The 18344-nt window shown below is 69.6% G+C and carries 13 protein-coding genes; 6 read left to right on the forward strand and 7 right to left on the reverse strand.

Going from position 1 to position 18344, the window contains the following annotated elements; translation table 11 throughout:
* Positions 1-215: 215 nt before the first annotated feature.
* From IBL26_RS21020 to IBL26_RS21035, 4 genes are all read left to right on the forward strand, one after another.
* Entirely contained in the window at positions 216-1265 is a 1050-nt protein-coding gene (locus IBL26_RS21020; RefSeq protein ID WP_187786479.1) for an ABC transporter substrate-binding protein, read from the forward strand.
* Between the two features lie 26 nt (positions 1266-1291).
* A complete protein-coding gene (locus tag IBL26_RS21025) occupies positions 1292-2455 on the forward strand; it encodes an ABC transporter permease (protein ID WP_187786480.1) in 1164 nt (387 codons plus the stop codon).
* On the forward strand, positions 2452-3231 hold the full coding sequence (locus tag IBL26_RS21030; RefSeq protein ID WP_187786481.1) for an ABC transporter permease: 780 nt from the start codon (positions 2452-2454) through the stop codon (positions 3229-3231). Before IBL26_RS21025 ends, IBL26_RS21030 begins: the two co-directional genes overlap by 4 nt.
* 537 nt (positions 3232-3768) lie before the next feature.
* The gene (locus tag IBL26_RS21035) at positions 3769-4539 is read left to right on the forward strand and encodes a superoxide dismutase (protein ID WP_187786482.1); all 771 of its coding nucleotides are present in this window, start codon (positions 3769-3771) and stop codon (positions 4537-4539) included.
* Positions 4540-4895: 356 nt separating this feature from the next.
* Here the strand turns inward: IBL26_RS21035 and IBL26_RS21040 are convergent, their stop codons facing one another.
* Positions 4896-5834, reverse strand: a complete 939-nt coding sequence (locus IBL26_RS21040; RefSeq protein ID WP_187786483.1) for a DnaJ C-terminal domain-containing protein — start codon at positions 5832-5834, stop codon at positions 4896-4898.
* A 318-nt stretch (positions 5835-6152) separates the two neighbouring features.
* Between IBL26_RS21040 and IBL26_RS21045 the strand changes: the two genes are divergently transcribed.
* Both IBL26_RS21045 and IBL26_RS21050 read left to right on the forward strand, forming a co-directional pair.
* Positions 6153-7676: an NTP transferase domain-containing protein gene (locus IBL26_RS21045; protein ID WP_206684275.1), complete on the forward strand. Its 1524-nt coding sequence runs from the start codon at positions 6153-6155 to the stop codon at positions 7674-7676.
* Between the two features lie 43 nt (positions 7677-7719).
* Positions 7720-10476 carry an ATP-binding protein gene (locus IBL26_RS21050; RefSeq protein WP_187786485.1) on the forward strand — a complete coding sequence of 919 codons (2757 nt, stop codon included), beginning with the start codon at positions 7720-7722 and terminating at the stop codon, positions 10474-10476.
* 142 nt (positions 10477-10618) lie between these two features.
* On the opposite strand, the gene IBL26_RS21055 is transcribed toward IBL26_RS21050, so the two are convergent.
* From IBL26_RS21055 to IBL26_RS21080, 6 genes are all read right to left on the reverse strand, one after another.
* Entirely contained in the window at positions 10619-11047 is a 429-nt protein-coding gene (locus IBL26_RS21055; RefSeq protein WP_187786486.1) for an organic hydroperoxide resistance protein, read from the reverse strand.
* A gap of 505 nt (positions 11048-11552) precedes the next feature.
* Positions 11553-12092, reverse strand: a complete 540-nt coding sequence (locus tag IBL26_RS21060; RefSeq protein WP_187786487.1) for an MOSC domain-containing protein — start codon at positions 12090-12092, stop codon at positions 11553-11555.
* 148 nt (positions 12093-12240) lie between these two features.
* Positions 12241-13626 carry a DNA recombination protein RmuC gene (locus IBL26_RS21065; RefSeq protein WP_187786488.1) on the reverse strand — a complete coding sequence of 462 codons (1386 nt, stop codon included), beginning with the start codon at positions 13624-13626 and terminating at the stop codon, positions 12241-12243.
* A gap of 480 nt (positions 13627-14106) precedes the next feature.
* A complete protein-coding gene (gene purH, locus IBL26_RS21070) occupies positions 14107-15684 on the reverse strand; it encodes a bifunctional phosphoribosylaminoimidazolecarboxamide formyltransferase/IMP cyclohydrolase (RefSeq protein WP_187786489.1) in 1578 nt (525 codons plus the stop codon).
* Between the two features lie 417 nt (positions 15685-16101).
* Positions 16102-17028, reverse strand: coding sequence for an alpha/beta hydrolase (locus IBL26_RS21075; protein WP_187786490.1), 927 nt, complete (start codon positions 17026-17028; stop codon positions 16102-16104).
* Between the two features lie 402 nt (positions 17029-17430).
* Positions 17431-18344, reverse strand: a 914-nt coding sequence (locus IBL26_RS21080) for an alpha/beta fold hydrolase (RefSeq protein WP_187786491.1), incomplete at its 5' end; no start/stop codon positions are given.

Consider the following 18344-nt stretch of genomic DNA (forward strand, 5'->3'; position numbering starts at 1 on the left):
CCGTCTGGTGGAGAGGCAAAGCAATTTCCGCGCCGCGGCGGCCAGGCCGTCATACCGGCGTGGACAGCGCCGTGGTTGCGGCGCCGTACCGTGGCAGTCTGAGCATCTGCATGGATTTCAGGCAACCATTGCGCGCACCCCTTCTACAGCGCCGCGAAACCGTCCTAGGCTACCCGCCACAGACAAGCCGCGAAGCGGCGCAAGGGAGACTGGATATGTTGCGGAGAAACTTCGGCGCCGTCCTCGCCATGGGTGCCGCCCTGCTGGCCTCCGGCACCGCCAGCGCGCAGCAGCGCGACCTGACCATCGTCTCCTGGGGCGGGGCCTATCAGGACGCGCAGCGGGAGGTGTTCTTCCGCCCCTTCCAGCAGCAGAGCGGCACCCGCCTGCTGGAGGAGACGTGGGATGGCGGCGTCGGCGTGCTGCGCGCCAAGATCCAGTCCGGCGCCAATAACTGGGACCTGGTGCAGGTGGAGAGCGAGGAACTGCTGCTCGGCTGCGAGGAAGGGCTGTTCGAGCGGATGGACTTCGCCGCGATCGGCGGCGAGCAGCGCTTCATCCCCTCCGCCGTCAGCGAATGCGGCGTCGGCAACATCCTCTACTCCTTCGTGCTGGCCTATGATCGCGGGCGGATGAGCACGGCGCCGACCAGCTGGGCGGATTTCTTCGACACCCAGCGCTTCCCCGGCAAGCGCGGCCTGCGGCGCGGCCCGAAGACGACGCTGGAGATCGCCCTGCTGGCCGACGGCGTGGCGCCGGGCGAGGTGTACAAGCTGCTGGCCACCGATGCCGGCGTGGACCGCGCCTTCCGCAAGCTGGACAGCATCCGCAACGACCTGGTGTGGTGGGAGCGCGGCAGCCAGCCGGCGCAGTGGTTGGCCAGCGGCGAGGTGGTGATGACCGACGCCTATAACGGCCGCATCACCGCCGCCAACCAGAATGACGGGCGCAATTTCGGCATCGCCTGGCGCAACAACCTGTTCACCCTGGATTCCTGGGTGATCATGAAGGGCAGCCCGAACCGGGCGCAGGCCACCGCCTACCTGAACTTCTGGGCGCAGCCGCAGGTGGCCGCCGCGCTGCCGCCGCGCATCCCCTACGGCACCACCATCCGTGGTGCCGATGCGCTGCTGCCGGCCAATGTGCTGGAGAACCTGCCGACCGCGCCGCAGAACGCCGAGGGCGCGCTGCAGATCGACGACCGCTTCTGGCTGGATAACCTCGACAAGCTGAACCAGCGCTTCAACAACTGGGTGTCCCGCTGAAAAACAAGCTGACCGCGGCGGCGCTGGTGGCGCCGCTGCTCATCTTCCTGCTGGTGGTCTTCGTGCTGCCGATCGGCACGTTCCTGGCCCGCGCGGTGCAGGAGAGCGACGTGCCGCCCGTCCTGCCGCGCACCATCGCCGCGCTCTCCGGCTGGGATGGCGCGGCGGCGCCGGGCGAGCCGGCCTTCGCCGCACTTGTCGAAGACCTGCGCGAGGCGCGGCGGCGGGACCAGGAGGCCGGGGGCGGCAGCATCGGCCGTGCCTCCGCCCGGCTGAACAATGACTGGCCGGGCTTCCGCAGCCTGCTGCCCGCCACCGCCCGCCGCATCGCCAGCCCGTTCCAGGGCGAGGCCCGCGCCGCCGTGCTGGCCGCCGCGCCGGAATGGGGCGAGGTGGCGCCCTGGGCCGCCATCAGCCGCGCCGGCGGCCCGCTTTCCGACTTCCACCTGCTGGCGGTGCTGGACCTGAAGCGCGATGCCGCAGGCCATATCGCCGCCGCGCCGCCGGACCAGTCCATCTTCCGCGCCGTGCTGTGGCGGACGATGTGGATCTCGCTCTGCGCCACCGTGCTGGCGCTGGCCATCGGCTACCCGCTGGCCTGGCTGATCGCCACCGCGCCTTCACGCTTCGCGCCCTGGCTGCTGGCCGGCGTGCTGCTGCCGTTCTGGACCAGCCTGATCGTCCGCACCGCCGCCTGGATGGTGCTGCTGCAGCGGGAGGGCGTGGTGAACGCCACGCTGCAATCACTGCGCCTGGCGGACGGGCCGCTGCCGCTGCTGTTCAATCGCGGCGCCGTGCTGCTGGCCATGGTGCACATCCTGCTGCCGTTCATGGTGCTGCCCATTTACGCCAACCTGAAGGGGATGGACTGGCGGCTGCCGCGCGCGGCGATGTCGCTCGGCGCCTCCCCGCTCCGCACCTTCTGGCGGATTTCGCTGCCGCTCTCCCTGCCCGGCATCGGTGCCGGCAGCCTGCTGGTGTTCATCCAGGCGCTGGGCTTCTACGTCACCCCGGCCCTGCTGGGCGGCGCCAACGACCAGATGCTGTCCTATTTCGTCGGCTTCTACGCCACGCGCACCGTCAACTGGTCGATGGCCGCGGCGCTGTCCTGCCTGCTGCTGGCGGCGGTGGCCATCGTCGTCGCGCTGTATGCCAGGCTGGTCGGCTTCGAGAAGACGAGGCCCGCATGACGGCATCCCGCATCTCGCTCTGGGTGTTCGGCATCCTGGCGCTGGCCTTCCTGCTGGCGCCGGTGCTGGTGATCCTGCCGCTCTCCTTCTCCGCCGGGTCGTTCCTGTACTACCCGCTGCCGGGGCTCTCGCTGCGCTGGTACCAGGATTTCCTCACCTCGGATTTCTGGCTGCCGGCGCTGTGGAACAGCCTGCGCCTGGGCGCCGCCACCGCCATCCTGGCCGGCGGGCTGGGCACGCTGGCGGCCTTCGGCCTGTGGAGCGCCCGCTTCCCCGGCCGGCAGGCCGTGATGGCGGTGCTGATGGCGCCGATGGTGGTGCCGGCCATCGTCGTCGCCGTGCCGCTGCTGCTGGCCTTCGGGCCGCTGGGGCTGACCAACAGCTTCTGGGGGCTGCTGCTGGCGCATACGGTGCTGGGCGCGCCCTTCGTCGTCGTCACGGTGCTGGCCGCGCTGGCGCAGTTCGATGCGGTGCAGCTGCGCGCGGCGGCGGCCTGCGGCGCCTCCCCCACCCGCGCCTTCCTGCGCGTGTGCCTGCCGCAGATCGCCCCCGGCGTCGCGGCCGGTGCGGTGTTCGCCTTCGCCACCAGCCTGGACGAGGTGGTGGTGGTGCTGTTCCTGGCCGGGCCGGCGCAACGCACCCTGCCGCGCCAGATGTTCTCCGGCATGAGCGATTCCATCAGCCTGACCGTGATGGCGGCAGCGATGGTGATGGTGGTGCTGTCCTGCCTGCTGCTGCTGGCGGTGACGCTGCTGCGCCGGGGGCAGAAGGCCTGAGGCGGGGGAGGTAAAAAGGCCGGGGAAGGAATTCCCCGGGCCCCTTCTTTTCTTTCTGCGAGTTTGGCGAAGCGCTTTAGGACTGAAAGCGGGCGCTGCTTGATGATTTTAATCATGGGCCACGCGGGCCGAATCCTCAGTCGCCGGAGGTCCTAGACCTCCGGCGCACCCAGCCACCGATCAAGCCCAGCCCACCAACAGCCCCGCCCGGAAAATTCGCGAAAAGAAAAGAAGGGGCCCGGGGAATTCTTTCCCCGGCCTTCCCACTGCTCCCCCGCTTATCCCGCCGACGCGTGATCATTGCTGGCTACCAGCAAGGCCAAGGTCCAGACTGCGGCAGCGGCCAGCGGCCTTTGGCGGGCCTTCGCCTGCATCTTGGCCGGGCGGGCGCGAACCATCCCGGCCCTGCTGCATTACGTGGATCATGGGTCTCTGCCGCAGGGGCAGCGAACACGGCCTGGCACAGGGCCGGCACCGCGGGTTTCCGTGGCTGCCGGCGGGCCAGGGCCGCGGACAAGAACGAAGGGACGCTTTGCCATGGCTATCGACCTCACCTCCTCCTCCCTCGGCCGTCGCGGTGCGCTGGCGGGTGGCGCGCTGATGCTGGCGGGCGGGCTGTTCGCCGCCCCGCGTGCGGCCCGAGCCCAGGCCCCGGCCGCAGCACCGCCGGCGGCCCCCACCGGGCCCTTCACGCTGCCGCCGCTGCCCTACGCCAACAATGCCAACGAGCCGCATATCGACGCGGCAACGATGGAACTGCACCATGACAAGCACCACGCCGCCTACGTCAACAACCTGAACACCGCGCTGAAGGACCACCCGCAGCTGGCCGCCATGCCGCTGGAGGAGATCCTGGCCAAGCTGTCCCAGGCGCCGGAGAGCGTGCGCACGACGCTGCGCAACAATGCCGGCGGCCATGCTAACCACGCCATGTTCTGGCAGATCATGGGCGGCAAGGGCGGCAACCCCAGCGGCGAGCTGGCCGAGGCCATCACCCGCGACCTGGGTGGGATGGACAAGCTGAAGACCGACTTCAACGGCGCCGGCGCCCGCGTTTTTGGCTCCGGCTGGGTGTTCGTCACCGTGGGGCGGGACGGCAAGCTGGCATTGACCAGCCGGCCCAACCAGGACACGCCGCTGATGGAGGGCACCAAGGTGCTGTTCGGCAACGACGTGTGGGAACACGCCTATTACCTGAAGTACCAGAATCGCCGGCCGGAATACCTGGCCGCGTGGTGGAACGTGGTGGACTGGGCGAAGGTGGCGGAACGCTACACGGCGGCGAAGGCGGGCACGCTGCGCGTCTGAGGCGCTACGGCGCACCCGGGGGGGCATCGGTCTCTCCGGGGCTGTCGCGGGGAGGAAGGGAAGCAAGGCCGGGGAAGGAATTCCCCGGGTCCCATCTTCCTTTTTCGAGTTTCGATAGCGGGTGTCGTTGGCTTCAGGAACCGCCAGGATTGAGCTTGAGGCCGAGCACTCTTAGCGATAGGGGGGCTCAGCCCGCGCAGATTTTATAGTCAGCAACGTGTCTCTTTAAGACGGCGTGCGGCTTTGAGTGCGACAGAGGCCCGCCTCAACATCCGGGCTGACTTTTCCGACTGAAGCCCCACCCAAACTCGCAGAAAAAAGAAGGGGTCCGGGGAATTCTTTCCCCGGCCTTCCTCTCAGTCCACCAGATCGCGCCGGGGATCATAGGCCACATGCCGATCGGCCCATTCGCGCAGGGCGGCTTCCAGCTCGGCGTCCACCGTGCCGGCCACCAGCTTCAGGGTCACGTACTGGTCGCCGGCGGCATGGCTGCCGCGTGCGGCCACGCCTTTGCCGCGCAGCCGCAGGCGGGTGCCGCTGTCCGAATGCTTCGGCACGTTCACCGTCACGTCGCCGCTGGGGGTGGGCACGGTGATCTTGCCGCCCAGCACGGCCTCGGCCAGCGTCACCGGCACTTCGACGTGGATGTCGCGGCCTTCGCGCCGGAACAGTTTGTGCGGCGCGACCTGGATTTCGATCAGCGCGTCGCCGGCCGGGCCACCATTCATGCCGGGGCCGCCCTGGCCTTTCAGGCGCATGGTCTGGCCGTCCTCGATGCCGGCGGGCACCTTCACTTCCAGGCTGCGGCCATCGGGCAGGGTCAGGCGCTGGGTGGCGCCGCGCACCGCGTCCAGGAAGTCCACGCGCAGGCGGTAGCTCTGGTCCTGGCCGCGCATCGGGCGCGTCGCGCCGCCCCCGCCGCTGCTGCGGGAACGGCCGAAGAGTTCGGAGAAGATGTCCGAGAAATCCTCGCCGCTGCCAAAGCCCTGGCCGCCGGCCGTGCCGCCCCCGCCGAAGGGGGAGGAGCCGTAGCGGGCACCGCCGCCGCCGAAACCGCCGAAGCCCTGCTCCTGGCCGCTGGCGTCGATCTCGCCGCGGTCGTAGCGCGCGCGCTTCTCGGTGTCCGAGAGCAGGGTGTGCGCGGCCGAGGCTTCCTTGAAGCGCTCTTCCGCCGCCTTGTCGCCCGGGTTCATGTCGGGGTGGTAGCGCTTGGCCAGCTTGCGATAGGCGCTGCGGATTTCCGCCTCGGTCGCGCCGCGGGCCACGCCCAGTGCCTCGTAGGGATCTTTTGCCATGTTCTCTGCCTCGCGGGGTTCCAGGGACCGGGGGGATGAATCGCGAGCGCCCGGAAGGCCGCGTTACAGTATCAGGTATCCATCGCCAGGGGGGTTTCAACCCCGTGGCGGGGGAACGCACGGCACTGGCGTGAAATATGCATGACAATGCGCCGGCCGATACGCCCTGCGAGACCGCCTGGCCCATCATGGCTTCACGAGACGGTGTGCCGGCGGGCCTTCCGGCCTGCCCGCCTTGGGGTTGGGGTGCTGCTTCACAGCCCTTATGCCCTATGATAGAGCCAGGAGGCCAAGCCATCTTCAGGAGGCATGATGCCGGTGCCGACGCAGGTCATGAATGTCATCGTACAGGCCGGCGGCAAGGGTACACGCCTCGAACAATATAGCTGGAACAAGCCGAAATGCCTGGTTCCGGTCGATGGCAAGCCGCTCATCTACCATACCTTCGATGCATTCCCCGGCGCCCGCTTCCTCATCATCTCGGATTACAAAAAAGACATCGTCTCCCGCTTCCTGGAAGTCTTCCGCCCTGAGGTGGACTTCGAGATCGTGGAGGTAGAGGGCACCAGCGGCAATGTCGCCGGCATTCCCGAAGCGGTGTCCAGGATCGATCCGTCCGAGCCGGTGACGGTGGTGTGGTGCGACCTGAAATTCGACGAACCGCCGGCGATCGCCGCCGGCGAGAACGTCGTGGTCGGCACCACCCAATCCTTCACGTGCCGCTGGTCCGTGCAGCCGGACGGCTCGCTGGCCGAGAAGCGGTCCGACACCACCGGCATCATCGGCCTGTTCGCCTTCCCGCGCGCGGAGATGCTGCTGGAGATGCCGCGTGCCGGCGAGTTCGTCGACTGGCTCTCCCGCTCCGGCCTGCCGACCGCCAGCGCCGAGTTCAACGCGGTGAAGGAGATCGGCACCGTCGATGCGTTGCTGGACCAGTGGTCCGCCGCCGGGCATGCGCGCTTCTTCAACAGCGTGGAAATGTTGCCGGACCGCGTCATCAAGCGCGCGAAGCTGCCGGAGTTCCAGCCGCTGCTGGAGGGAGAGGCCGCGTGGTACCGCCATGCCGCCGAGCTCGGCTTCCGCAACATGCCAGATCTGATCAGCGACGATCCGCTGACCATCAGCCGCATCCACGGCCGCCACCCCTTCGAGTTCGCGGAAAGCATGCGCGGGCGGGAAGCCGCGCTGCACCGGATCATGCAACGGCTGGAAGGCCTGCACGCGCTGGAATCCGGCCCGGCCTCCGACGCCGTGGGGCAGGAAGTCTATGCCGCCAAGACACTGCAGCGGCTGGAGAACATCCGCCGGCTGCTGCCGGAGCTGGAGACGGTGGAGAGCTTCCGTGTCAACGGCACGCCCTGCCGCAACATCCTGCACCCGGCGCACCAGGACTGGTTCCGCGATGCGACGCGGGCGGTGCTGCCCAACCGCTTCCACTTCATCCATGGCGACCCGACCTTCAGCAACATGCTGCTGGATGACGCGGGCGAGCCCTGGTTCATCGACCCGCGCGGCAAGTTCGGCTCCAGCTGGTTCCTCGGCGATGCCAATTACGACTGGGCGAAGCTGTATTACTCGGTGGCCGGCGAGTACGACAATTTCAACCGCCGCCAGTTCGTGCTGGAGATGCAGGACCGCAACGTCACCATCCAGATCCGCCCGGGCGGCTGGGCACATCTGAAGGGCGCGTTCAAGGAATTCCGCCCGAACGACTTCCGCAAGATCCGCGGCATCCATGGCCTGATCTGGCTGTCGCTCAGCGGCTATGTGAGCGACGACTACGACTCCATCCTGGCCTCCTTCTTCATGGGGCTGCTGATCCTGGAAGAGGCCCTGGCCTGATGCACTGCCCGGCCACCCCCACGGTCCACGCCCTGTCCCGGCCATGAGCCTGGAGACGCAACTGCTGCTGCAGGCGGCGGAGATGGCGGGAGACCGGGGCGACTGGGCCGATGCCGTCCGGCTGCTCCAGGAACTGGCGGCAGCGGAGCCGGATCTGCCCGGCCTGCAGCGGCAGCTGGGCCAGGCCTTGCGCCACGCCGGGCAGGAAGCCGCCGCCGAGGCCGCCTATAATCGTGCCCTGGCCCGGCAGCCGGCCGACCCCGCCTTGCTGCTGGACCTCGCTTTGCTGTGCCAGCAGACCGGCAGGCCGGCGGAGGCGCTGGCGCTCTACCGCTCCTCCCTCTCCCGCCTGCCCGGGCAGGCGGAGGCGGAGGCGGCGGTCGGGCCATTGCAGGCAGCGCTGCCGCCCAGCTTCACCCCTGAGGTCTCCGGCCGGCTGGTGCTGGCGCGCCGGGCCCGGGCGCTGGGCGACCAGGCCGCGGCCGCCGCCCATTACCACGCGGTGCTGGAGATCCTGCCCGGACTGAACGAGGTCAGGCGCGCGCTGGCCGAGTGCGGAGGCAGCGCCCCGCAACCGCAGGCGGAGACCAAGACTGAGACGGAGCCTTCCATGCTGCGGAGCCTGGCCGCCAAGTTCATCCAGCCACAGCCAGCCTGGCTGGAATCCGTGCTGGAGGCCGAGGCGGCGCCGTGGCGTGCTGTCACCGGTCCCGCCGGCGTGTTGCAGCCGGCGCCTGCCCTGGCGGAACGGGGCCCGGTGGTGTTCCCGCCGGTCCTGGACGCCTACTTGGCCGGGGACATGGCGCGCGCCGCCACCTTGCTGCCCGCCGACGCGCCCCGCCGCGCCGAGGCCGAGGCGCAATTGCTGCGTGAGGCGCAGCTGCGCCACGCCGCGGCCGCCGACCCGGCCTCGGCCGCCGCTCTGCTGCCCGGCCTGCCCACCGACATCGGCCTGGACGAGGCCGCGCGGCAGGCCGGGGACAGCTACTTCACGCCGGAGGCCGCCCGCCTCCGCTACCTGCTGCGCCGCGCCATGGCCGAGCAGCAGCCTTTGCCCGCGCCGGCCAGCCTGCCGCTGGCGCTGCTGCGCTTCGAGACGGATGTGCTGTTCGCCATGGCCGGGCGGCTGGAGGTCCGGTTGCTGCTGCCGCTGCCCATCCTGACCCATGACGGCGGGCTGCTCTACCGCATGGTGGATAATTGCCTGGCCAGCCGTGAGGACCGGCTGGGCCTGCCGCTGGCAGAGATGGGGGAAGCCTTCTTCCAGCGCCGCGGCGACCGGTTCAAGAGCCTGCAATTCGTCCTGAAGGGCGCCGAGCTGTTGCAGATGCGCGGCGCCGAAGGCCAGGCGCCCGCCATGGAGCGCTACCTGCGTGCCCTGGCGGTGGCTGAGGCGCCGGAGTTGCTGCTGGCCGCGCTGAAGGGCGCCCTGGCCATGCTGGCGCCGGCCGAGCGGCAGAGCGGGGCCGCGATCGCCAGCCTTTCCGACAGCCTGGCCCGGCAGGGTACGGACCTGATCGCCAGTTCCCTGGCCGAGTTGCTGCGGGTGGCCAGCGGCGTCGGCGACCCCATCCTGCGCCGGGGCATCGACCTGCTCTCCGACTCCCTGGCCAGCCGCGACGACGCCACCATCCGGCTGCCGGTCTCGGCGCTGACCTCGCCCGCCATGTTCGGCCACATGCTGCTGCACGGCATGCGCGGCATGAAGCAGGAACAGGTACTGCGCCCGACGGTGCAGCAGATGGCCGCCTACGCTTCCGGCTTCGCGGATATCGAGGCGTCCAGCCAGCACCTCGCCGCGCTGCTGGGCAAGGGCGAGCTGGATACCATCGCCGCCATCAGCGCCTACATCACCCGCTGCTATGGCGAGCCGTTCCGGCGCGGGGATGGGGAGGCGATCACCGCCATCGTCAGTTCCCGCAATGTCGGGGATACGCTGCTGTACATGGCGGCGCTGGCCACCTTCTCCCTGGCCGCCGGCCGGCCGGTGCATGTGCTGCACCGGGAAGAGCGCACCATGCTGCGGGATTTCTTCGGCGCCGTGCCCGGGCTGACCTTCGAGGCGATCCCGAATACCCAGGACATACCGCTGCCGCTTTCGCTGAACCGGCTGGCGCCGGGCAATGTCTCGCTGTTCTACGAGTTCCCCTGGTTCATGGCGCGCGAGCGCCCGCGCCTGACCGAGCCGGAGCTGGAGCAGAACTTCCTCTGGGACAAGATCGTGAAGGTCATGCTCTCCGGCGCCGCGATGCTGCCGCCGCGGGTGGAGATCAAGCGGCCGCCGCTCTATCCCTCGGTCACCTGGAACACTGCGGCGCGCCAGCGCTTCGCCGAGCTGGGGCTGAAGCGGGGGCGGACGGTGTTCCTCTCGCCGCTGGCCAACACGCTGTTCCACCTGACGCCCAGCCGCTTCAACCACTTCCGCAGCTTCTGGCAGGAAGCCATCCGGATCTTCCGCCAGGCGGGCTTCCTGGTGGTGTCCAACTCCGTGAACAACCACAAGGCGGAGAGCCTGTTCCCGGATGCGGGCGTGCCGGAACTGAACCTGGACCTGCGGGAGTTGCCGGCCTTCATCGCCGAATGCGGCTATTTCGCCGGCGTGCGCTCCGGCCTGTGCGACCTGCTGGCGCTGTGCGGGCTGGAAGGCATCCAGAGCCGGACGCTGTACATGCGCGGCGCGGAGCACTGCATCGGCCTGGCGGAATTCGGCATGTCCGAAGTGGTGGCCGACTTCAACCGCCAAACGCCGCGCGATCTGGCCGAGGGCCTGTTCGCCGACTGGCTGAAGACACCGAACTGATACGGTAGGCCCTGAGCAGTACGGGGTCCGCGACGCTGCACCATGCGGCTGACGGCACGCTTTCCGCATCCGCCTCCGGCGGCGGCGCGGGGGGCTAGCGGAGAAGGGCACCCGCTGCGCGGATGCCCCTCCCAGCCGGCCGTCAGACGACGGTCAGCTTCACATCGACATTGTTCCGCGTGGCGTTTGAGTAGGGGCACACCTGGTGCGCCTTCTGCACCAGCGCCTCGGCCGACGCCTTGTCCAGGCCGGGCAGCGAGATCTCCAGCGCCGCGGTGATGCCGAAGCCGCCTTCCGAACGGGGGCCGATGCCCACCGTCGCCGTTACTGTCGCGTCCTGCGGCACCTTGGGGCCAGACTTGTCGGCATTCGCCACCGCCTTGATGGCGCCCAGGAAGCAGGCCGAATACCCGGCGGCGAAGAGCTGCTCCGGGTTATTGCCGTCGCCGCTGCCGCCCATCTCCTTCGGCGGCGCCAGCTTCACGTCCAGCGAACCATCCTGAGTGCGGGCGCGGCCATCACGGCCGCCGGTCGCGGTGGCGGAGGTCGTGTACTTCACGTCAACTGGCATCGTCTTCTCCTGCTTGGCAGCCCGCGCGGTTGTCCGCCCGGGGTCACGCCGTGCGGCGCGTACCCCGCTATGTTCGGTGCCGGACGGTGCAGCACAAGGGGGACATGCGTTCACCGCCGCGCGCGGGCTGCGCGGCAGCAGGAGGACCGGCGCCCTTTGGGCCACGGACCGTGGACGTGGGGACCGGGGGCGCCAAGGCGGCCTTGGCCTGGTGACGCGAGCGGAGGGCGGGGAAGGCCGGGGAAAGAATTCCCCGGAACCCTTCTTTTCTTTTTTCGAGTTTTTGCGGGCTCGTCTGTTGAGATGTGGAGCCTGAAAAAAGCCGCTGGGTGCGCCGGAGGTCTAGGACCTCCGGCGACTGAGGGCTCAGCCCCGGCGGACCATTTTAAATATCATCAAGCAGCGTTCGCCCTCAGTCCCGAAGCGTGACGCCAAACTCGCAGAAAAAAAGAAGGGGTCCGGGGAATTCTTTCCCCGGCCTTCTCTTCCACCCGCATGCGCCCTGTCAGACCTTCTGCAAAGCCCGGTGCGGCAGGGGTGGCAGGATTGCTTGCAGGGTGTCCCCTGCGCGGATCGTGCCGCCGGCCAGGACGATGCCCATGATGCCGGCCTTCCGCACCACCTGCCCGGCGGCGTCGCGCCCCAGCAGGGCGCGCATCAGGCCGGGGCGGAAGCTGTCCAGCTGGGTGCATGGGTTGCGCAGGCCGGTGACTTGCACGACCGCGCTGTCGCCCAGCCGCAGCTGGGTGCCTTCGGGCAGGGCGAGCAGGTCGAGTCCGCTCGTGGTGACGTTCTCGCCAATGTCGCCCGGCTGCAGGGCGAAGCCCTGGGCGCGCAGCTCGTCCAGCATTTCCTGGTGCAGCAGGTGCACTTGCCGCAGGTTCGGCTGGGTGGGGTCGGCCCGCACGCGGGAACGGTGCTTCACCGTCTCCCCGGCATGGGCATCGCCTTCCACGCCCAGCCCGGCCAGCAGGGTGATGCTGCCGCAACCGGCCTTGCTGAAGCCATGCACCGCACTGCGCGCGACGGCCAGGATATGGGGCATCGGCGTATCTCCGCTGTTCACGGCACGGGTCGTCGCATGGGGCGGCGGGGGGCGAAAAGGCCGATTCCGATGCGGGCGGACGATCGGGCAGACGGGCCCCGCCGCCATCCGCATCGGGGTGGCGGCGGATGCGGACCAGTGGCGTGGATCATCCGGCCCCGGTCAGCGCGGGGTCTTGCGGGGCCTGCTCCTGGGGGGCGGGCAGCGCGGCCTCCTCCAGCTCCACCGACTCGATGCGGCCGCCGCGGCGGACGATCTTGTCGGTGCTGATCTCGATGTCGCGGATGTCCTTCTGCGCCTGGTCGAAATGCTTCTTCAGGCTGTTCACCCGGCCGTCCAGGCGGCTGACATCCTCCACCAGCCGCACCACCTCTTCCTGGATGCGGCCGGCCTGGGCGCGCATCCGCACGTCCTGCATCAGCGCCCGCATGGCGGAGAGCATGGCCCACAGCGTGGTGGGCGAGGCGATGTAGACCCGGCGCCGCTGTGCATCGTCCACCACGCCGGCAAAGCCGGTATGCAGTTCCGCGAAGATGGCTTCGGACGGCACGAACATGATGGCGGCTTCCGCCGTCTCCCCCGCGATCAGGTATTTCTGCGAGATGTCGTCCACATGCTTTTTCATGTCGGCGGAGAAGCGGCGGGTGGCGATGGTGCGGGCGCCGACATCCTCGCCCGCCTCCCGCAGCGCCTGCCAGGCCTCCAGCGGGAACTTGCTGTCCACCACCACCGGGCCGGGCGGGTGCGGCAGCTTGATCAGGCAATCGCAGCGCGTGCCGTTGGAGAGGACATGCTGCCAGGAGAAGCCATCGGCCGGCAGCCGGTCCTCGATCAACTGGCGCAACTGCATCTCGCCGAAGGCGCCGCGCGACTGCTTGTTGCCGAGGATGCCGGCCAAATTGGTCACCTGGCTGCCCAGCGCTTCCATGTTCTGCCGGGCGGCGTCGATCACCGCCAGGCGCTCATGGATCTGCCCGGCCGTCTCCTGCGCCTTCTGGGCGGAATCGGCCAGGATGCGGGCCAGCTTCTCGTTCTGCGCGGCCAGCGCGGCATCCAGGCGCTCATTCTGCGCCGACACCGCCTTGGCCATCATCTCGGAGGACGCGCCCAACCGCTCGTTCTGCGCCGCCAGCGCCTGGGTCAGCGTCTCGCTGAGGGAGAGGGTGGCACCGGCCATCCGCTCGTTCTGCGCCAGCAATGCCGCATTCAGCGCCTGGGCAGACGCCGAGAGCCGGTCGGCGGTCTCCAGCCGGTCCTGCGCCATGCGCTGGTTCTGCGCCGCCAGCGCATCGTCCAGCCGGCGGGCGCTGCCCTCCAATCGCTCGGCCAGGGCGCGGTCCTGCTGCGCCAGGCGGTCCAGCGTCGTGCCGGCCAGCCGTTCCTGCGTCGCGGCGAGGGATTCCAGCTTGCCGGCCAGCATGGCGAAAGCCTCGGTGGCACCGCCGCCCTGGGCAGGCCGCCGCAAGGCCAGGACCACCAGCAGCACCACGAGGAACGCCCCGAGACCGACCAGCAGCAGCACATTCTCAGACATTGATCACTCTTTGTTCCAGGCCTGGGAGAATCCTCGCCTTGGGACGGGGGCGCAAGGGGGATGATCTCAGGGGTAAAGGTCGGGGGAAGGAATTCCCCCGAACCCCCATCTTTTTCTGCGCGTTTTTGGTTTGTGGGGTGGAGGGAGGCGCTCTGGGGCATAGGGCTGGGTGGGGCCCAGGTGCGTGGCCAGCCAAGGAGCGGCGTGGGGCGCCGCATCCTCGTGCAGTGGCCCGGATCGGTACGGTGCAGATTTTTTTGAAAAATTTGGAAGGGCTGAGGGGGTTCGCTGAGGCCCCGGGCCTCGTCAGAACAGCAGAGGTGTCGGGCCTAACCTCGACCCGGATGCCCATCCCCGGCTTCCAGCCATCTCAGGCCAACATTCCACGGAATGCCCCAACCCAGACCCGAAAACTCGCAGAAAAAAGATGGGGGCCTGGGGGAATTCCTTCCCCCAGCCTTCACCACCAGCGGCCAGGCCTCAATGGCGGAAGTGACGCATCCCCGTCATCACCATCGCCAGCCCGGCTTCATCCGCCGCCGCGATCACTTCGTTGTCGCGCATGGAGCCGCCCGGCTGGATGACCGCCGTGGCGCCGGCCGCCGCGGCGGCCTGCAGGCCGTCCGCGAAGGGGAAGAAGGCGTCGGAGGCGACGACGGAGCCATGGGCCAGCGGCGCTTCCAGCCCGGCGGCCTTGGCAGCCTCCGCGCTCTTCCACGCGGCGATGCGGGCGCTGTCCACCCGGCTCATCTGCCCGGCGCCGATGCCGACGGTGGCGCCGCCCTTGGCGTAGACGATGGCGTTGGACTTCACGTGCTTGCAGACGCGGAAGGCGAACAGCAGGTCCTGCATCTCCTGCGCCGTGGGGGCGCGCTTGGTCACCACCTTCAGCGTCGACTCGGCCACGCGGCCGGCGTCCCGCGACTGGGCCAGGAAGCCGCCGGAGACGCTGCGGATGACCTGGCCGGGGCTGGCCGCATCCGGCAGGCCGCCGGTCAGCAGCAGGCGCAGGTTCTTCTTGCGGGCGAAGATCGCCTTGGCGTCCTCATCCGCATCCGGGGCGATGACCACCTCGGTGAAGATCGCCGAGATCCGCTCGGCGGCGGCGGCGTCCAGCCGGCGGTTGGCGGCGATGATGCCGCCGAAGGCGGAGACCGGGTCGCAGCGCAGCGCCAGGTCCCAGGCGGCGGAGAGGTCCTCGGCCGTCGCCACGCCGCACGGGTTGGCGTGCTTGACGATGACGATGGAGGGCGCCTCGAACTCCGCCACGCATTCGAAGGCGGCGTCGGTGTCGTTCAGGTTGTTGAAGGACAGCTCCTTGCCCTGCACCTGGGTGGCGGTGGCGATGCCGGCGCGGTGGGTGCCATCGGTGTAGAAGGCGGCCTGCTGATGCGGGTTCTCGCCATAGCGCAGCGTCTGCTTCAGCACGCCGGCGATGGCCAGGCGCGGCGGGAAGTCCTGCTGCAGCTTCTGGGCGAACCAGGCGGAAATGGCGGTGTCGTAGGAAGCGGTGCGGGCGAAGGCCGCCGCCGCCAGGCGCTTGCGGGTCGCCAGGCTGGTGCCGCCGGTCGCCTCGATCTCGGCACGCAGCTCGGCCAGCTGGCCGGCATCCGTCACTACGGCGACGTCTGCGTGGTTCTTGGCGGCGGCGCGGGTCAGCGCGGGGCCGCCGATATCGATCTCCTCCACTGTCTCCTCGTAGGAGGCGCCCTTCGCGACCGTCGCCTCGAACGGGTAGAGGTTGGAGACAAGCAGGTCGATCGGCGCGATCTTGTGCTCCTCCATCTGCGCCACGTGCTTCGGGTCGTCCCGGCGGCCGAGCAGGCCACCATGGATCTGCGGCACCAGGGTCTTCACCCGGCCGTCCAGGATCTCGGGGAAGCCGGTGTGGTCGGACACTTCGGTAACGGCGATGCCGCTGTCCCGCAACAGCTTGGCGCTGCCGCCGGTGGAGAGGATTTCGGCACCGGTGCCGGCCAGGAAGCGGGCGAAATCGACCAGGCCGGTCTTGTCGTACACCGAGATCAGGGCGCGACGGATTTTCACGAGATCGGTCATGGGCGGAGTCACCTTCCGAAGCCGGGTGGCATTGTCGGCGCCGGGATAGACCTTCGCGCCCCATTGCTCAACCAGAGGCGGTGCAAGGCAGCCCCGCCCTGCCTTCGCCCGGCCTCGCCCTGGGGCTGGGGCTGGGGCTGGGGCCGGTGGTTGGGTTCAGGCGAGGCCGGGGAAGGAATTCCCCGGCCCCTTCTTTTTTCTGCGAGTTTGGCGTGGCGCTGCAGGACTGAGAGCGGACGCTGCTTGAAGATTTTAATCATGGGCCACAAGGGGCGAACCGTCAGTCGCCGGAGGTTCAGAACCTCCGGCGCACCCAGCCGTCTCCGGAACCACCCGCCCAACAGCCCCGCCCGAAAAACTCGAAAAAAGAAAAGAAGGGGCTCCGGGGAATTCCTTCCCCGGCCTTCCCCCCTGTCTTCAGGCCAGGAACGCGAAGGGCACCGCCCGCCCGGCCGCCGCGGCGCGGACGCTGCCATGGTTCTCGCCGACGAATTCCTGCACCTCCAGCGCGCCGAAGCGGCCCGGCAGGGCGTGCAGCCGCTCGGCCAGTTCCCGCACGTTGTCACCCATGATGCGGCGCTGGCCGCCCGGCGGCACGACGGTTCCATCCGGCCGCAGCCGTCCTTCCAGCGAGCCGAAGGTCATCAGCAGCCGGGGCGGGGCGCCATGTGGGGCGGGGTGGGCGGCGAAGGACTCGGCTTCCCGCAGCAGCACGCCACCGCCCCACCAGATGGAGGGGCTGGCGGCCAGGTAGGTGGAGAAGCTCTGCGTACGGGTGAACAGCGCGTGCAGGGCGAACAGCCCGCCATAGGAGTGGCCGAACAGCGCCCGCCGGGCGGGGTCGATCCGGAAGGCAGCCTCCACCAGCGGCCGCAGCTCATGCTCGATCACCGCCAGCAGGGCATCGGCCCCGCCATGGCGGCCGCGCACCTCGCTGAAGCCCTCGGGCACCGGCAGGGTGTATTCGAAGTCCCGCCGCGCTTCCTCCGTATCGTCCAGCGGGAAGTCGATGGCCACGATCACCCCCTGCGACGCATCCGGCAGGAAGCGGCAGGCGCCGGTCAGCACCTCGAACATCGCGTTGCCATCCAGCGCGTAGAGCACGGGCCAGCCGGCCTCCGGCACCTCGCCCGGCGGCCAGGAGAGCAGGACGCGGTAGCGGCGGCCGTTGCGGGCCGTCAGCGACCATTCCTCCGCCCGGGCCAGGGCGAACGGCACGCGCCCGGGCAACGCCGCCGCGCGGGCCTCCGGGCCAACCAGCAGCGCCAGGCCCGCCAGGCCACCACCCAGCACGTGCCGCCTGCCGGGCCGTGTCTCACCATGCCGCATTGTGCGCTCCATCATCCGTCCCGCCGGTCAGTGAGCCAAAGCGAGGAAGAAGAAAAGCTCGGGAGAGTTTCCGGCCTTCCCTTCCGGCAGATGGGGCGGAAGGCGAGGCGCGCATCCCCATCGCCGCCCTCGGTTGTGACGGGGTCTGGTAGGGCGGAAAAGCCGGGGAAAGAATTCCCCGGACCCCTTCTTCTCTTCTGCGAGTTTGGCGAAGCGCTTCAGGACTGAGAGCGGGCGCTGCTTGATGATATATAAAATGGGCCACAAGGGCTGAACCGTCAGTCGCCGGAGGTCCAGGACCTCCGGCGCACCCAGCCGTGTCTCAAGCGCACCCGCCCAAAGGCCCGCCCTCAAACTCGAAAAAAGAAAAGAAGGGGCCCGGGGAATTCCTTCCCCGGCCTTTCCCACCTCCAAGCCCTACCCCGGTGGCCGGGCCGGGGCACCCAGCCAGGCAGCCCCGAGCTGGTCGGCGCCGGATGGCAGGGCGGCGCGGGGGTTGCTCATCCAGGCCAGAAGGTCGGTCGTCACGGTGCCACGCACGGAGTCCCGCAGCAGCAGGTGGTAGCCCTGGGGGTAGCGGGCCAGGCGGGGGCCGGGGGGCATGCGGGCCAGGCTGGCGCGGGTGATGCCGGGCGGGACCACTTCGTCCTTCTCGCCTTGCAGGATCAGGGTGGGCATGGCGCAGCAGCGTGGCAGGGCGGCGCTGGCGCGGTCCATCGCGTCCAGCAGGCCCCAGGCGGCGTCGATGCGCGTCAGCTTGATGACCAGTGGGTCGCGGCCGTTGCGGCGCAGGGCCTCGATATTGTCGCTGGCGGAGATGCCGCCGGCGGCGGCGGGGAAGGCCAGGGCCGGCAGGCTGTGCGCCAGGGTCCAGAACAGCCCCACCCCCACCGGCCCGATGGCGGCGCGGGACCAGAAGGCCGGCGCCAGCAGCACCAGCCCATCCAGCGGCGGCGGCGGATCGGCCGTGGCGGCGAGGACGGCGACGGCGGCGCCCATGCTCTCCCCCATCAGGTAGACAGGCACGCCCGGGTTGGCGGCGCGCAGCGCGTGCAGGGCCGCGGTGGCGTCCGCCACCATGATGTCGGTGCCGGGCCAGTAGCCGCGCGCCGGCGCCTGGCCGAAGCCGCGCTGGTCGTAGGCCTGCACCTCTACCCCCGCCGCGGTCAGGGTGCCGACGCTGTCGAGCAGGAAGTTGCCGGAATGCTCGTTGAAGCCGTGCAGGGCCAGCAGGATGGCGCGGGGCGGGCCGCCGGCGGCCGGCCAGATGCGGCGGGGCAGCAGGGCACCGTCGGCGGCGCGGAAGGGCTCGGCCAGGGGCGCGGCGGGCT

The sequence above is a fragment of the Teichococcus aerophilus genome (assembly GCF_014490485.1).
Lineage (GTDB): Bacteria > Pseudomonadota > Alphaproteobacteria > Acetobacterales > Acetobacteraceae > Pseudoroseomonas > Pseudoroseomonas aerophila.